Here is a 16,227-nt window from a genome sequence, read left to right as displayed (position 1 = left end):
TACTTTTATGAGCCATCATTTAAAACCAATAATTAAGAAGCTTTCCGCTGAGGGACGAGCGGTACTTGACACCGCCGTCAGCCATGCGGTTTCTCTGCAACATACAGAAGTGACGCCAGAACATTTACTGATGGCAATACTGCGCCAGCAAAGCCCCTTGATTGAACAACTGGGATTACAGAGCGGGCTGCCGGTCAGCCGGTTGTTTGATGCATTACAGCAGGAGCTTCAGCACCAGCGGCCGCAACAAAACGCCGCGCCCCACTTTTCCCTTGCGCTGACCGAGTGGTTTATTGCGGGCTGGTTATTAGCAAGCAGCCACTGGGGACAAACCCAACTGACGCCCGCCGCCCTGCTGGGCGCGTTATTTGATGACGGCAATGCCTTACGGTTCGCCACCCCGGTGGAAAAAGCACTGCAATGCGATCGCCCCAAAGCGCTGGCGTTGCTGCAAAGCATCTATGCGCCCGTGCCTGCTCGCGATGAACAGCCAGCGGCCAGTACCTCTGCACTGCAAAGATACACGCGCAACCTCAGTGAACTGGCACGTAAAGGCGAACTGGATCCGGTTCTGGGCCGCGAATCCGAACTGCGCCAGATGGTAGATATTCTGTTACGCCGCCGCCAGAACAACCCGATTCTTACCGGTGAGCCCGGCGTCGGGAAAACTGCGCTTGCCGAAGCGCTGGCGATGCGCATTGTCGCTGGCACCTTTCCGCAGATGCTGGAATCGACAGAGATATTGACGCTGGATTTGGGGTTATTACAGGCCGGCGCGAGCGTGAAAGGTGAGTTTGAAAACCGCCTTCAGCAGTTGCTGAAAGAGGTCGCCCGCGCCCCCATGCCGATTATTTTATTCATTGATGAAGCGCATACGCTCATTGGCGCAGGAGGATCCGCCGGACAAAGCGATGCGGCTAACTTACTCAAACCCGCGCTGGCGCGCGGTGAGTTGCGAATTATTGCCGCCACAACCTGGGTGGAATATAAAAAATACTTCGAGAAAGATGCCGCGCTGGCGCGCCGCTTTCAGCTCATCAAAGTGGCGGAGCCGGATACGGATAAAGCAACGACAATGTTACGCGCGATGGCACCAGCCATGTCCCGACATCACGGTGTTCCCATCCTCGAAAGCGCCATCCATGCCGCTATCTCTCTCTCCAGCCGTTACATTGCCGAACGCCAGCTTCCCGACAAATCGGTGAGTTTGCTGGATACCGCTTGCGCCCGCGTGGCGATATCACAAACTCAGGAACCGAAAGAGATTGAGGCCATCTGCGTACAACTGCGCGCCATTGAGTGCGAGATTGCCGCACTGAAACGAGAAAACAGCGCGCCAGAGCGGCAGGTAAAACTTCGTCAGCATGCCACGAGCTTGCAGGCCTCTCTCGATTCACTGCGTAAGGAATGGGAGCGGCAAACGCTGCTGGTGCAACAGCTACAGCAGAGCCAGGATGCCGAAGAAATTGCGCAGATGCGTGAAACGCTGGCTGCATGTCACCAACAGCACGCGATGGTGTTTGAGTGCGTGGACGCCGCCTGCGTGGCGGACGTGGTTGCAGACTGGACCGGAATCCCGCTTGGACACATGCTGGAACAGGAGCACCAGCAACTGGACTCCCTGTGCGAACGGCTTGAACAACGGATTATTGGGCAAAGACATGCCCTCAAGCATATCACTCAACAAATTCGCATCAGTCGCGCCGGGCTTGCCGATCCGCAAAAACCCACCGGCGTTTACATGCTGGCCGGTCCCTCGGGAATCGGCAAAACCGAAACGTCGCTGGCGCTGGCAGAACTGCTGTACGGCGGGGAAAAAAGCATGGTGACCATTAATATGTCCGAGTACCAGGAGGCCCACTCCGTTTCGGGGCTGAAAGGTTCACCGCCAGGCTATGTGGGTTACGGTCAGGGCGGTGTACTTACCGAAGCCGTGCGCCGTAACCCCTATTGTGTGGTACTGCTGGATGAAGTGGAAAAAGCGCACCCGGACGTCATGGAGCTGTTCTATCAAATTTTCGATAAGGGCATCATCGAAGACGCAGAAGGACAGATGATTAATTTCCGTAACACGCTGATTATTATGACGTCTAATCTGGCCAGCGCGGCGCTGATTAGCGCCTGGGAAAAAGGCACAACCTCGCCGGAAGCGTTGTGCAATATTATTCGCCCTGAGTTTGAACGTGTCTTCAGCCCGGCGTTGATGGGACGTATGACGCTGATCCCTTACCTGCCCTTGCAGCCGCTGGAGCTGGCGCAGATCATCGAATTGAAGCTTCAGCACCTGTGCCGCCGTTATCAAACTGCGACAGAAAGCGACTCACGCCCAGGCTGGACAAATAAAGTGGTTAATTGGGTGGCGAAACGTTGTCAGGTACAGCAAAGTGGCGCGCGCGATATTGACCAGATATTGACCTCTCATTTATTACCGATTCTGGCTGACCATGCGTTAACCTCAGCGGCAAAAAATGAAGTGAAAATTGATATCCGCAAAGACCAGCTGGCGTTAAAAGTATAACGACTTAACTTAAATTTATTTTGCCCTGTAAGGAAAGACCAGCGTCAGGATCGTTTCGCTGAGGTTTTGTCGCTGGCTTTTGATTTATGTTTTATACTGATTCCATTCAGCTGGTTTGCGTAACAGAGTCTTATAATAAAACATAAAAATCATGAATGGATTGGAACATTATACATTTAATATTTTATCAAAAATAACTTAATTCTCCCAAACCCGGATAAGAAAAAACAAAAAACCAGATTAAAATCATCCGTAAAAACTCAGAATAATAAATAAATTATTCAGGCGAAATAATCCTGGGTTCACATTCATCTAATTTATATTATTCACAAAAACATCTGGAAAAACACATTACATAATAATACAACCAATTGATTTATAAAATATTTGTTTATACCATCATATAAATATGTGTGATAAGAATCTTATTAAGATGAAATATTTTTAAATTTATTGCCATGGCAATGTATGCTTATGCTTATCGAAAGTGAATTCAATAAATAACAAAAAGGGGATTTAAATGAACTCGCATATATATCGCATTAACAATGAAGTTGACTTTAATATAACCGAACGGACTCTGTGTCGATGTGATATGTACTTGCCACCAGCATTATTGACTAAACCTGCTTCTAAATGTCTTGAGCTTTTAATAACAAAGAAGTCCGGAGAGATTGTTACGCATAACGAGCTTTATGATTATGCGTGGGAAAAGCGCACCAAAGAGACATCACCCAACACCTTATATCAAACCATATTCCAAATCAGACGTATTATAGCCACGACATTTAACACTAAAGAGCAATTCATTCTGACGCTTCCACGGGAAGGATTTTACTTTAATCCAGCGGTGAAAATCGAACCACTTGAATATAAAACAACACACACAGACAAATACATTTCCAGAGGTTTGAAATTTGCGTTACATACAGCAAACCACGAATCTGAAATTCATGCTCAGCTTAACACGCTGCATCAGATTCTGCTGGATGTATGCGACAAAGTTAGCTTTATTGAAAAACTCACCCGAACGGAACATGAAAGCAAGGCGCCCACTGGCTACTTTTTAAAATGAACCGAAGGCTATCTGTGGAGATCGTTTAACTTCTTACAGTAAAAAGGTTATCTATGAAAAACAGGACATAATTCGATCATTAAAAAAATAACAAACGCATCACTTATTCTAAATTAACTACATCTGTCTCACTTTTGAGTTTTTTCGCATGATGTGTACTCCTTTGTCGGTAATGTTGCGGAGCAGATCTCGCATTGCCGGCCAGTTACAGGTCATCACTGTCATTGAATCTTCTCAACGAGGAAAGCGATTTACCCGCAAAGCAGAGTATATTATTGAATCCTTCGGCTTGTGCTAATCTGTTATTACATTATTAAATCTTCCGGTATCAATTCCTGCCTTATGAATAAACCTTAGCGCTTAATTAAGACAGATATTATGGCGTTCGTTCATAAACATTCATAAACTACAACTACGATTAATAAACATTATTACGAATCAACTGAAAAATGGTGTCCTCCGTAAGACACTATTCATGCTGTGTTTCGCTTTCAGCGATTTACAGCGTTCTTCCTTTAACTCAAATAATTTTCGAGGCGCACATGCGAATATTAGGGAAAAAGATCAAATCCAATATATTTAATGATTCATATTTTGAGCTTGAAAGCTGGAAAAAGGTTTATCGAAAAACACTTTTAATACCGCAAATATCACCCTCAAGAAAAAATGCTCATCGCGACAATTTAGTTTTAATACATACAATCCGTGATATAAAGGATGATAATTCACCATTTTTTAACGGCAGAGCAGAAGATATTATTGCCACATGGGATATAGTGAGCAGTTCGCTCATTCGTATGCAATCGTCCTGCTATGATCGTAGCCAATGGGCCGATGTGGGATTTATCCTTGCTGCTCCACCGCAAAATATCATTGGCACATTTCACAAAGATGTCTGGTTTCCCAACCATGCAGGAAATCAAAGTTGGGAAAATAAAAACTCCTACTCGCTCAGTGACAGATATTTTTTGGGCATCAATAAGAGCTACAATAATGCAAAGGTGAGGAAATATATAAAAAGCGCTATGCCTGACCAAACCTATGCCTCCATGATGAGCCCGGAAAGGCTGATTTCCGAATCTGACGGCGTATACCATAACGAAGTGCTGATTGTGGGTAAAAAAGATATCAATACCTATGCTGATTTTCCTCCCACCGACAGAGTGAAAGTTTGCGGTATCTATTTTTACTATGAAAGAGGCCAAAACCATAAACTTCCGCAGTATCAACAAAACAGAGAATTAATTGAAAAATTAAAACAGCACAACCCCGACCTGCCTGTCATCGAACATTCCGTCTGGGGGGTGAGCTTTCCGCTTTTTCGTGGTAAAGGCCTTTATCCCACCTTTTATCCTGGCCTGTGGCGGAGTCTCTCCGCCCTTTTCCCTCTCTTTCTCCCCCCGCCAACAGATGAAGATCTGCTCATCCGCTCCGCTTTTATGGGTACGATCAAACAAGACACAAAAAAACCGGAACAAGCGTAGCGCGATTGCTAAGGTTGATGAGGCAGTAATAAATTTATGTGACGTTTGTCGGTTTTTTATGCATTAAAAGAAAGGTATTAGCTATCAAATCTGTAGATTTATTCAAGTACCTTTAACAGGAAGCAGTGTATATCGTAACGGCATTACACAAGCAAATGGAGCCAGATATGAGCACGTCAGACGAACAATCCCTCTCTTCAGCCGTCGAGAAATGTCCTTTCCATGATAAAGCCAGCAAGCAGAGCACGGCCGGTGCCACCAGCAACCGCGACTGGTGGCCGAACCAACTGCGCGTCGATTTGCTGAACCAGCACTCTAACCGCTCCAATCCGCTGGGTGAGTCCTTTAACTACCGCGAAGAGTTTAAAAAACTCGACTACTCCGCACTGAAAGCTGATATCCGTAGCGTGTTGACCGATTCACAATCCTGGTGGCCTGCCGACTGGGGCAGTTACATCGGGCTGTTCATTCGTATGGCCTGGCACAGCGCCGGGACGTACCGTACCGTTGATGGCCGTGGCGGTTCCGGACGCGGTCAGCAGCGTTTTGCGCCGCTGAACTCCTGGCCGGATAACGTCAGCCTTGATAAAGCGCGCCGCCTGCTGTGGCCGGTAAAACAGAAATATGGCCAGAAAATCTCCTGGGCCGATTTGATCATTCTGGCGGGGAACGTGGCGCTGGAAAATGCCGGTTTCCGCACCTTCGGTTTTGGCGCGGGCCGCGAAGATGTCTGGGAACCGGATTTCGACGTGGACTGGGGTAACGAGAAAGAGTGGCTGAGCCATCGTCATCCGGAAAGCCTGGCGCAGGCAGCGATTGGCGCGACCGAAATGGGGCTGATTTACGTCAACCCGGAAGGCCCGAACGCCAGCGGCGAACCCGTTTCCGCTGCTTCGGCCATTCGCGCCACCTTCGGTAATATGGGGATGAACGATGAAGAGACCGTCGCGCTGATTGCCGGTGGTCATACGTTGGGTAAAACTCACGGTGCGGCAAAACCAGACGACTACGTAGGCCCGGAACCGGAAGCCGCGCCGCTGGAAGCGCAGGGCTTTGGCTGGATGAGCAGCTACGGCAGCGGCGCGGGCGCTGATGCTATTACCTCCGGGCTGGAAGTGGCATGGACACAAACGCCAACCCAGTGGAGCAACTACTTCTTCGAGAACCTGTTCAAATATGAGTGGGTACAGACCCGTAGCCCGGCTGGCGCTATCCAGTTTGAAGCCGTCGATGCGCCGGAAATCATCCCGGACCCGTTTGATCCGGCGAAAAAACGCAAACCCACCATGTTGGTTACCGACCTGACGCTGCGTTTTGACCCGGAATTCGAGAAAATTTCCCGTCGTTTCCTGAACGATCCGCAGGCATTTAACGAAGCCTTTGCCCGCGCATGGTTCAAACTGACGCACCGTGATATGGGGCCAAAATCCCGTTACATCGGACCGGAAGTTCCGCATGAAGATCTGATTTGGCAGGATCCGTTACCGGCTGCCACTTATCACCCTGACGGCGCAGATATCGCCAACCTGAAAGCGGATATCGCCGCCTCAGGCCTGTCGGTCAGCGATCTGGTTTCGGTGGCCTGGGCTTCCGCTTCCACCTTCCGTGGCGGCGATAAACGCGGCGGCGCGAACGGCGCGCGTCTTGCGCTTGCCCCGCAAAACGGCTGGGAAGTGAATGCCCGCGCAGTGAAAGCCTTGCCGGTACTGCAGCGTATTCAGCAGGCGTCGGCAAAAGCCTCGCTGGCCGATATCATTGTGCTGGCCGGTGTGGTTGGCGTTGAGCAGGCGGCAGCATCGGCGGGTGTACAGGTGAATGTACCGTTTACCCCGGGACGCGTTGATGCCCGTCAGGATCAAACCGATGTTGAATCCTTCAATCTGATGGAACCGCTGGCCGATGGTTTCCGTAATTATCGCCGCGTGTGGGATGGGGTAAGCACCGAAACCCTGCTGATTGATAAAGCGCAGCAACTGACGCTGACCGCGCCGGAACTGACAGCTCTTGTCGGTGGGCTGCGTGTTCTGGGCGCTAACTACGATGACAGCAAACACGGCGTCTTTACCGATCGCGTCGGGGTGCTGAGCACCGACTTCTTCGTCAACCTGCTGGATATGCGCACCGCGTGGAAAGCAACTGACGAAAAAGCGGAGCTGTTTGAAGGCCGCGATCGTCAGAGCGGTGAGCTGCGCTACACGGCGACGCGCGCCGATCTGGTCTTCGGCTCCAACTCGGTACTGCGCGCGCTGGCGGAAGTCTACGCCAGCAGCGATGCGAAACAGAAATTTGTCATCGACTTCGTTGCTGCGTGGACGAAAGTGATGAATCTGGACCGCTTCGACCTGCAATAAACCGCGCTGCGGCAAACAACACACCTGCGGGCTCCAACCCGCAGGTTTTTTTATGCCTGCCCATTTATTTAGTGACAGTGTCACACTGAAATCTACGCAAAAAAACCCGGTATGGATACCGGGGAACAGTTGATAACGAGTTTTGCTGACCGGCTCCGCGATCAAAGAGTAATAACTGATGAAGCCAGACTCCGCGAGAAGGACGCTGCGGGGCGGGCTTGCGCCATTAAACGGCCGGAATGTAACGCAGAGATGACGGCAGGGTTTCAGGAAAAATAAGCATCAGGGCGACACTGTTATTTCTGTCACCCACAACAGACCTAAAAAATAGAGTTAAAAATCAGTCGGATGCTGAGGTCTCTTCTTGATCGCGCCTGAGTACAAAATGGTTATTATGGCGGGTGATTTTTGCTCCGCTGTCGCCATAATTCGCAGAAAGCATGAAGAAGGCGTCGGCATCGACATCAAATGCCAGCTCCACCTCCGTCTGCTTACCAGAGGTAATCATTTGATATGCCTGCTTTAAGTTATACGCTTTTGCAATTGCCATGGATAAATCCTCGCGTGAGATGCGACCGATAAAAATCCTGTACTCTAGTTATAGTAGCGATTTGGAAATTCGTTTGCTTCTCATTAACGGCCTTTCAGATTTGGATCAGGTCAGCCCTTACGCTTAAAATTCCGTTCGCATCTTGACTTATAATGTGACAAGTGTACTTTTCAGGACATGAAGAGATTCCTGATTATCGTTCCCGATGGCGGCATGTTATTCGAAGCCGCCGGTATTGCCGACATTCTGATGCAGGCCAATCGCCTGCGTGCCGATGAAACCCAACAGCCGCGTTACCGGGTGAGCATCGCCACCACGCAGCCGCACCAGGTGATCCACGGTCAGTCTGGCCTCAATCTGCTGGCCGATTTCCGTCTGCCGGAGCTGGACCCGCGCGAGCCGTGGGATACCATCATGATCACCGGACGCGGAAACGATGAAGAGGAAGGCACCGCCGTCGTTGACTGGCTGCGTCTTGCCGCCCCCCATGCCGACAGAGTGGCGTCCATCTGCGGCGGCGCGATGCTGCTGGCAGAAACCGGGTTGCTTGACGGTCGGCGCGCCACCACCCACTGGCGGCTGCTTGAGACCATGCAGTCGCGCTATCCGCTGGTCAACGTCGAAGGCGGCCCGCTCTATATTCAGGATGGGCCGATATGGACTTCCGGCGGCGTCAGCTCCGGTTTTGACCTGACGCTGGCGCTGGTCGAAGAGGATTACGGTTTCACCCTCGCCCGCGACGTCGCGCAGGATATGGTGATGTATTTGCGTCGCCCCGGCGGCCAGTTGCAGTTTAGCCGCTACCATCTGCAACAGACGGAGAGTATCGGGCCTGTCAGTGAGTTACAAAGCTGGATCCTGGAAAACCTGACCGACGATCTCTCCGTCGAAAAGCTTGCCGAACGCGTGGCGATGAGCCCGCGCAATTTCACCCGCGTCTTTACCCGTGAAACCGGCGTCCCTCCGGCGCGTTATGTTGCCGAAGCGCGGCTTGCCGCTGCCCGACACCGCCTGGAGCAAACCCGCGAAACGCTGGAGAGCGTGGCCGCCGCCACGGGTTTCGGCAACAGCATCAACTTACGCCGCATCTTTGAACGTCAACTGCAGCTTACCCCCGGCGAGTATCGCCAGCGCTTCCACTGCCGCAAAATGGCGTAAAGTGATCCTTATCCGTCCTTTACGCCAAAACGCTGCCACCTTAAAGTGACTTCAGACACGAAAAAGAAGGAGTCAATCATGGTTAAGGTCGGCATTAACGGTTTTGGCAGGATCGGGCGCAACGTACTGCGCGCCGCGCTCGGTAACCCAGAGATTCAAATCGTCGCGATCAACGATCTGACGGACAGCAAAACCCTCGCCCATCTGCTGAAACACGATTCACTGCTCGGCACGCTGCCGGTTCCGGTTGAAGCAGGTGAAGGCCAGTTGTTTGTCGATGGCAACGCAGTGCGCGTTTTCAGTGAACGCGATCCGGCGAATATTCCGTGGCGCGACGTTGGCGTGGAAATTGTGATTGAAGCCACCGGATTCTTTACCGATCGTGAAAAAGCCGCAGTGCATATCAGCCACGGCGGCGCAAAACGGGTGATTATCTCCGCGCCGGGGAAAAATGATGACCTGACTATCGTGCTCGGCGTGAACGACACACAGTATGATCCGACGCGTCATTTCGTGGTCAGCAACGGCAGTTGCACCACTAACGGGCTGGCACCTGCCGCCCAGGTACTGCACCAGAATTTTGGTATTGAACACGGGTTGATGAACACCACCCACGCATACACCAACAGCCAGGCGCTGCACGACCAGCCGGAAAAAGATCTGCGCGGCGCGCGTGCCGCAGCGCTCTCCATCGTGCCTTACTCCAGCGGCGCGGCGAAAGCGCTCGGCAAAGTGATCCCGGAACTGGACGGACGGTTGACCGGTTATTCGCTACGCGTACCGGTACCGGTGGTGTCGATCGTCGACTTAACGGTAACGCTGAAACGCGATGTGACCGTGGAAGAAGTGAATGACGCTTTCCGCAAAGCCGCCGCAAACGGGCCGCTGAAAGGCATTCTTGGCTATAGCGATGAGCCGCTGGTTTCCAGTGATTATCAGGGCGATCCGCGCTCTTCCATTATCGACGGCCTGTCAACGCTGGTGATTGGCGGCAATCTGGTGAAAATCCTCGCCTGGTACGATAACGAGTGGGGCTTCTCCAACCGGCTGGTGGATCTGACGAAACTGATGGCGCAGCGCGGTTTATAATCCGCAGCCCTCAAAAAACCACGCTACGGCGTGGTTTTTTATTGCTCGTCGCTGCCGCTCAGCGCGGCGAGTAGCTGTGCACGGCGCTGCTCAAGGGTGGCGATTTGTGCTTCAATGCGACCGAGGCGTTTACGCTGCAGTTCACGGGTTTGCGGGCAAAATGCGGCCCCTTCCGTGCTGCGCATGCATTCCGGGAAGGTGGCAATTTCCGCCAGGCTAAACCCGGTAGCAATCAATTGTTGGATCTGTCGCACCTGGCCGACCACCTGCGCAGAAAAATACCGATAGCCGTTACAGGCCCGCGTAGAACATAACAGCCCATACCGATCATAGTGACGAATAGAACGCACGCTGACGCCCGTTTGCCGGGCAAGCTCGCCAATCGATAGCATTTTTTCTCCTCGTTTGCTGCTTGACTCTGACACCAGTGTAAAGGTTGAGGATAGCCACGAATCGTTAACCGGAGGAACATTTTATGCTGTTATCGCGTGGCCGTAACCTTGTCTTCATCCTGCTGCTGTTTTGCGCCTCACTGTACGCGCAGGAGAAGCACTATACCGTTGTCTCGTCAGACGGCGTACCGCTGGCTGTACAGGAAACTGGCGCAGCAGACGGTCAGCCCATCATCTTTATTCATGGGCTGTTAGGCAGCCATCTTAACTGGGAGAAACAGTGGCAGGATCCCGCCCTGCAGCGTTTTCGCCTGATCAGTTTCGACCTGCGCGGTCATGGCTTATCAGGCAAACCGGAGCAAGCAACAGCTTATACGGAAAACCGTCGCTGGGCGGATGATGTTGCAGCCGTGATCAAAGGCAGCGGCGCAAACAAGCCGCTTCTGGTGGGCTGGTCGCTGGGTGGCGTGGTCATCAGCCACTATCTGGCGGCCTATGGTGATCAACAGATTGCAGGCGTGTTGTATGTCGATGGCGTGGTAGAAATCACACCAGAACAAATACCCGCTCACCCGCAGGTTTATCAGGATATGGTGTCCGCGGATCTGAAAACCCATCTGGCAGGTGAGCGTGATTTCCTGCGTCTGTGCTTCCATCAGCAACCCGACACCGCCACGTTTGAGCGCCTGCTGGCTAACGCTGCGCTGGCCTCGTGGACAATGCAACGCGCTGTGCCGCAAATGAAAGTGTCACTCGCGCAGGGGCTGGGCAAAGCAAAAGTACCGGTACTGTTTATTTACGGGGAAAAAGATCAACTGGTGAACCCACAAGCTTCACTGGCGCGGGCCAGAAGCGTAAATCCACACATACGTACGCTGTTGTACGCCGATTCGGGACACGCGCCCTTTTTAGAAGAACCACAGCGTTTCAACCGGGATCTGGCGGCATTTGCCGACTCACTGTAACAAAACGGGGCATCGCGCCCCGTTTTTTATCACCACGCCATCACAACGACATATCCACCACGATGCGACCGGTTATTTTCCCGGCGCGCATCCGATCAAAGATGCTGTTGATATTCTCCAGCGGTTCAACGGCAATTTCCGCATGTACTTTATTGCGCCCGGCAAAATCCAGCGCCTCTTGCAGATCTTTGCGCGTTCCCACAATGGAACCACGTACGGTGATGCCATCCAGCACCATGTCGAAGATCGAGAGGTCGAATTTGCCCGGCGGCAGCCCGTTCAGCACCATTGTCCCGCCACGGCGCATCATGGTGGTTGCCTGTTCAAATGCTTTTGGTGATACCGCCGTGACCAGCACGCCGTGCGCGCCGCCAAACTCGGCGTGGAAGCGCTTGCCGGGATCCTCTTCCCGCCCATTGACCACCACCGATGCGCCGAGCCGACGAGCAAATTCGAGCTTGTCATCGTCAATGTCCACCGCCGCCACATTCATCCCCATCGCCACGGCATACTGGATCGCCAGATGACCGAGACCGCCGATCCCCGAGATCACCACCCATTCACCGGCGCGGGCTTCCGTCATCTTCAGCCCTTTGTAAACCGTTACCCCGGCGCAGAGGATAGGCGCAATCGCGTGGAATTCGACGTTATCCGGCAGAATACCGACGTAGTTAGCGTCCGCCAGGCAATATTCGGCAAAAGTGCCGTTTACCGAATAACCGGAGTTCTGTTGCCCGTGGCACAAGGTCTCCCAGCCGCTCAGGCAGTGTTCGCAGTGCCCGCAGGCAGAGTAAAGCCACGGCACGCCAACCCGATCGCCCTCTTTCACATGCGTCACGCCCGGCCCCACTGCGACTACGTGACCCACGCCTTCGTGGCCGGGAATAAACGGCGGATTCGGTTTCACCGGCCAGTCGCCTTCTGCGGCATGCAAATCGGTATGGCAGACACCGGTCGCCTCGATCTTGACCAGAATTTTGCCCGGCGCTACCGCAGGCACCATGACCTCTTCAATCACCAGCGGTTGCCCGAACGCTTTAACCACTGCCGCTTTCATCGTTTTCAGTTGCATAGCATTGCCTCGTCCTGATGAGATTGATTAATACAGACCCAATGGTGTACCGCTGTAGCTGACCAGCAGGTTTTTAATCTGCTGATAATGACTCAGCGCCAGCTTGTGCGTTTCGCGCCCAACGCCCGAATTTTTGTACCCACCAAAAGCCGCATGTGCCGGATAGAGGTGGTAACAGTTGGTCCACACGCGCCCGGCTTTGATGCCGCGCCCCATGCGCCATGCGCGGTTGATATCCAGCGTCCACACCCCGGCACCCAGGCCGAATTCGGTATCGTTAGCGATACGCAGCGCTTCAGCTTCATCTTTGAAAGTGGTGATCCCGAGCACCGGCCCAAAAATTTCTTCCTGGAAACAGCGCATGCCGTTATGGCCTTTAATCAACGTCGGCTGAATGTAGAAGCCGTTTTGCAGGCTATCCCCATGCTTGATCAGCTCGCCGCCGGTGATGATTTCGCCCCCCTCTTCGCGGGCAATGTTGATATAGGAAAGGATTTTGTCGTACTGCTCCTGCGAAGCTTGCGCGCCAATCATGGTTTCAGTATCAAAGGGGTCGCCTTTGCGGATGTTTTCCATACGCGCCAGCACTTTTTCTACGAACTGCGGATAGATGGATTCCTGCACCAGCACGCGTGACGGACAGGTACAGACTTCGCCCTGGTTGAAGAAGCCAAGCACGACGCCTTCGACGGCTTTATCGATAAATTCAGCATCGCCATTCAGCACATCTTCAAAGTAAATGTTGGGTGATTTACCGCCCAGCTCGACGGTGCTGGGAATAATGTTTTCCGCCGCGCAGGAGAGAATGTGGCGGCCAATCGGCGTCGATCCGGTAAAGGCAATTTTCTCAATGCGTTTGCTGCGCGCCAGCGGTTCGCCCGCTTCCGTACCAAAGCCATGAACCACGTTGAGCACGCCTTTTGGCAGCAGATCGCCAATCAGCTCCATCAACACGCAGATGCCGAGCGGCGTTTGCTCCGCAGGTTTCAGCACCACGCAGTTACCCGCCGCCAGCGCAGGCGCCAGTTTCCAGGCCGCCATCAAAATCGGGAAGTTCCACGGAATGATCTGCCCAACCACGCCGAGCGGTTCATAGATATGGTAAGCCACCGTATTGCTGTCGATTTCGGCGGCTGTCCCCTCCTGTGCCCGGATGCAACCGGCAAAGTAGCGGAAGTGATCAACCGCCAGTGGAATATCCGCCCCCATTGTTTCGCGGATGGGTTTCCCGTTGTCCCATGTTTCTGTTAACGCCAGCACTTCCAGATTGGCTTCAATGCGGTCTGCAATCGCCAGCAGCACATTCGAACGTTCCTGCACGCTGGTTTTTCCCCAGGCGTCGGCGGCAGCATGCGCTGCATCCAGAGCCTTCTCTATATCCACCGCGCCCGAACGCGGGAATTCGGCAATCACCTGTCCGGTTACCGGCGAGGTATTGGTGAACCAGCCGCCCTCTACCGGGTCTACAAATTTTCCGTCGATATAATTGCCATAACGCTGTTTAAAAGAGACTTTCGCGCCATCAAGGCCAGGGTGAATGTATTTCATCAGATGTTCCTCTTTTATTATCGGTACAGGTGAGGCGTCTCGCGCCAGGGCGGACAGAGGAACATAAGCACTTCTTATGCCAGATTGCTGCTGCCATAGGTAAAAATGAATTTTTTCTTTGTAAAACAAATAATAACAGGCGGGTTTAAAGATAAATCGGACAAAACGACAAAAAATGATGTGCAAGCGAGTACAGGAATTGTGTCGCACGTCGCTACACACGAGACACTCTTATGCTACACAAATGTAACATTGTAATTGCCGGAGAGTAACATGCCGACACGCGTAGATACTTTGCCAACCACCCGTTCCGGTCTGCCTTGCCAGTTGCAGGATTCCTGGCAACGTAGCCTTAACTATGGGCTGACACGGGATGATGACGCCCAGCCGTGGGTGGCTAACGCGATGCTGAAAGATGCGCGTGCGGAAAATGGCTGGGTGAAACACCTGGTCGCTCCCCTGCTGGCGCGGCTGCGGCCGGAGCTGAACAAACACCCGTCGATTATGGTGATGTCCGACGCGACCGGGCTGGTGCTGGAAACGCACGGCAACAGCGATTTTCTGCACAAAGCGCAGCGCTATGCCCTGTCGCCCGGCAATCTGTGGGGCGAACATGCGCGCGGCACTAACGCTATTGGCACCGCGCTGGCGCTCCAGCAGCATTGTGAAGTGGCTGGCGGCGAGCACTATCTGAGCCGTAATGCCGGGCTGTTCTGCTCAGCCGCGCCAGTGTTTCGCCCCGACGGCCAGGTTGCCGGGGTGCTGGATCTCTCCACCCCGGCGATGACGCCGCGCCATGATGCCGCCGCTTTGATCCGCCGCACGGTATGCCAGATCGAACACGCCTGGGCCACCAGCGCTCTCGGCGCTAATCGCTGGTTATTGAGCCTGCATCATGATGAAAAAATCCTCGGCACCGCGCAGGAGTTGCTGCTGATTTTTGACGATCGCACGCTGCTCGGCGCCAATAAGCTGGCGATGGATGCGTTCGCCCTCACCAGCGGCCATTTTGGTGCACTTGAACTGGATGCGCTGTTTCCCGGCCTTGAGCTACGCGGCGGTGAAACGGTGCTGGAAACCGGTAATCATCAGCGTTTTTATGCCCGCCAGACACTGCCAGCCCGCCGTTTTAGCGGGCGCGGCAGTGCACAGCAGACAGAGCAGCACGGTATCGAAAAAGAGAAGGCGCTGCGCATTGTGAATGCCGGGATTGCGCTGTGCATTACCGGTGAAACAGGCTGTGGCAAAGAGTATCTGGCGCGCGAGTTGTACAGCCGCAGCCAGTGGCATACGGGCAATTTCGTCGCCATCAACTGTGCCGCGTTACCCGAACATCTGATTGAATCAGAGCTGTTCGGCTATGTCCCCGGCGCTTTTACCGGTGCCAGCCCGAAAGGGTATATCGGTAAATGCCGCGAAGCGGATGGTGGCGTACTGTTTCTTGATGAAATCGGCGACATGCCGCTGGCGCTGCAAACCCGCCTGCTGCGCGTGTTGCAGGAGAAAAAAGTGACGCCGCTGGGTGCCAATAGCAGTTGGGACGTGAATTTCGCTTTGATCTGCGCAACGCATCAGGATCTGGCCGCGCGGGTGCAGGCAGGCACGTTTCGCGAGGATCTGCTGTACCGCATTCAGGAGTTTCACCTGCGCATTCCGCCGCTGCGTGAATGGCAGCATAGAGAGGGATTTATCCACAAATTGTGGCACGAACTGGGTGCCGCCAGCCGTGGGTTGACGTTAAGCGATGAGGTGGTGAACACGCTCGCGCACCAGCCGTGGCCGGGCAATGTGCGTCAATTGTTAAGCCAGTTGCGGGTATTAATGGCGCTGGCAGAAGATGGCGATCGGATTACGCTCGCCGATCTGCCCGGCGAAATCCACGCCGCACCAGTGTCGCAACGCCCCAGTGACGAACAGAGCGCCATCGCGCAAGCGCAGGGGAATATGAGCCTTGCGGCGAAAAAACTCGGTATTTCGCGCAGCACGCTCTATCGACGGCTGGCAAAATAGTATGGCCGAAACGGC

The 16,227-nt window shown here is 53.2% G+C and carries 12 protein-coding genes; 8 read left to right on the top strand and 4 right to left on the bottom strand.

Annotation, left to right across the window (positions count from 1 at the left end; genetic code table 11):
- Positions 1–7 precede the first annotated feature (7 nt).
- From tssH to katG, 4 genes are all read left to right on the top strand, one after another.
- Positions 8–2,518, top strand: coding sequence for a type VI secretion system ATPase TssH (tssH, locus tag AWR26_RS11190; protein ID WP_064565846.1), 2,511 nt, complete (start codon positions 8–10; stop codon positions 2,516–2,518).
- Between the two features lie 520 nt (positions 2,519–3,038).
- Positions 3,039–3,593 carry a winged helix-turn-helix domain-containing protein gene (locus AWR26_RS11185; RefSeq protein WP_064565844.1) on the top strand — a complete coding sequence of 185 codons (555 nt, stop codon included), beginning with the start codon at positions 3,039–3,041 and terminating at the stop codon, positions 3,591–3,593.
- 542 nt (positions 3,594–4,135) lie between these two features.
- The gene (locus tag AWR26_RS11180; protein WP_156525210.1) at positions 4,136–5,077 is read left to right on the top strand and encodes a hypothetical protein; all 942 of its coding nucleotides are present in this window, start codon (positions 4,136–4,138) and stop codon (positions 5,075–5,077) included.
- 167 nt (positions 5,078–5,244) lie between these two features.
- On the top strand, positions 5,245–7,428 hold the full coding sequence (gene katG / locus AWR26_RS11175; RefSeq protein ID WP_064565840.1) for a catalase/peroxidase HPI: 2,184 nt from the start codon (positions 5,245–5,247) through the stop codon (positions 7,426–7,428).
- Positions 7,429–7,768: 340 nt separating this feature from the next.
- Here katG and AWR26_RS11170 read toward each other — a convergent pair whose 3' ends face one another.
- Complete coding sequence (locus AWR26_RS11170) at positions 7,769–7,978, bottom strand: hypothetical protein (protein ID WP_064565838.1); 210 nt, start codon at positions 7,976–7,978, stop codon at positions 7,769–7,771.
- A gap of 177 nt (positions 7,979–8,155) precedes the next feature.
- Here AWR26_RS11170 and AWR26_RS11165 point away from each other — a divergent pair, with 177 nt between their 5' ends.
- Together AWR26_RS11165 and gap are read left to right on the top strand one after the other, a co-directional pair.
- Entirely contained in the window at positions 8,156–9,136 is a 981-nt protein-coding gene (locus AWR26_RS11165) for a GlxA family transcriptional regulator (RefSeq protein ID WP_064565836.1), read from the top strand.
- A 78-nt stretch (positions 9,137–9,214) separates the two neighbouring features.
- Entirely contained in the window at positions 9,215–10,225 is a 1,011-nt protein-coding gene (gene gap, locus AWR26_RS11160; protein WP_043953322.1) for a type I glyceraldehyde-3-phosphate dehydrogenase, read from the top strand.
- Between the two features lie 38 nt (positions 10,226–10,263).
- On the opposite strand, the gene AWR26_RS11155 is transcribed toward gap, so the two are convergent.
- Positions 10,264–10,617 carry a MerR family transcriptional regulator gene (locus tag AWR26_RS11155; protein WP_007371738.1) on the bottom strand — a complete coding sequence of 118 codons (354 nt, stop codon included), beginning with the start codon at positions 10,615–10,617 and terminating at the stop codon, positions 10,264–10,266.
- An 83-nt stretch (positions 10,618–10,700) separates the two neighbouring features.
- On the opposite strand from AWR26_RS11155, the gene AWR26_RS11150 reads away from it, so the two are divergent.
- Positions 10,701–11,582 (top strand): alpha/beta fold hydrolase, encoded by an 882-nt coding sequence (locus tag AWR26_RS11150; RefSeq protein WP_064565834.1) that lies wholly within the window; start codon positions 10,701–10,703, stop codon positions 11,580–11,582.
- 40 nt (positions 11,583–11,622) lie between these two features.
- Here AWR26_RS11150 and adhP read toward each other — a convergent pair whose 3' ends face one another.
- Complete coding sequence (adhP, locus tag AWR26_RS11145; protein ID WP_035888619.1) at positions 11,623–12,654, bottom strand: alcohol dehydrogenase AdhP; 1,032 nt, start codon at positions 12,652–12,654, stop codon at positions 11,623–11,625.
- Between the two features lie 27 nt (positions 12,655–12,681).
- On the bottom strand, positions 12,682–14,202 hold the full coding sequence (gene exaC / locus AWR26_RS11140) for an acetaldehyde dehydrogenase ExaC (RefSeq protein ID WP_064565831.1): 1,521 nt from the start codon (positions 14,200–14,202) through the stop codon (positions 12,682–12,684).
- Between the two features lie 273 nt (positions 14,203–14,475).
- Here exaC and AWR26_RS11135 point away from each other — a divergent pair, with 273 nt between their 5' ends.
- Positions 14,476–16,212 (top strand): sigma-54-dependent Fis family transcriptional regulator, encoded by a 1,737-nt coding sequence (locus AWR26_RS11135; protein ID WP_064565828.1) that lies wholly within the window; start codon positions 14,476–14,478, stop codon positions 16,210–16,212.
- Positions 16,213–16,227: the final 15 nt, after the last annotated feature.

The organism is Kosakonia oryzae (assembly GCF_001658025.2).
Classification (GTDB): Bacteria; Pseudomonadota; Gammaproteobacteria; order Enterobacterales; family Enterobacteriaceae; genus Kosakonia; species Kosakonia oryzae.
The sequence above is the reverse complement of the archived record's forward strand: the minus strand, read 5'-3'. Positions and strand labels throughout refer to the sequence as shown.

Coding starts and splice junctions, on each gene's coding strand:
- AWR26_RS11150 (WP_064565834.1), top strand. CDS start 10,701: ATGCTGTTATCGCGTGGCCGTAACCTTGTCTTCATCCTGCTGCTGTTT.
- AWR26_RS11155 (WP_007371738.1), bottom strand. CDS start 10,617: ATGCTATCGATTGGCGAGCTTGCCCGGCAAACGGGCGTCAGCGTGCGT.
- gap (WP_043953322.1), top strand. CDS start 9,215: ATGGTTAAGGTCGGCATTAACGGTTTTGGCAGGATCGGGCGCAACGTA.
- exaC (WP_064565831.1), bottom strand. CDS start 14,202: ATGAAATACATTCACCCTGGCCTTGATGGCGCGAAAGTCTCTTTTAAA.
- katG (WP_064565840.1), top strand. CDS start 5,245: ATGAGCACGTCAGACGAACAATCCCTCTCTTCAGCCGTCGAGAAATGT.
- AWR26_RS11165 (WP_064565836.1), top strand. CDS start 8,156: ATGAAGAGATTCCTGATTATCGTTCCCGATGGCGGCATGTTATTCGAA.
- AWR26_RS11170 (WP_064565838.1), bottom strand. CDS start 7,978: ATGGCAATTGCAAAAGCGTATAACTTAAAGCAGGCATATCAAATGATT.
- tssH (WP_064565846.1), top strand. CDS start 8: ATGAGCCATCATTTAAAACCAATAATTAAGAAGCTTTCCGCTGAGGGA.
- AWR26_RS11185 (WP_064565844.1), top strand. CDS start 3,039: ATGAACTCGCATATATATCGCATTAACAATGAAGTTGACTTTAATATA.
- adhP (WP_035888619.1), bottom strand. CDS start 12,654: ATGCAACTGAAAACGATGAAAGCGGCAGTGGTTAAAGCGTTCGGGCAA.
- AWR26_RS11135 (WP_064565828.1), top strand. CDS start 14,476: ATGCCGACACGCGTAGATACTTTGCCAACCACCCGTTCCGGTCTGCCT.
- AWR26_RS11180 (WP_156525210.1), top strand. CDS start 4,136: ATGCGAATATTAGGGAAAAAGATCAAATCCAATATATTTAATGATTCA.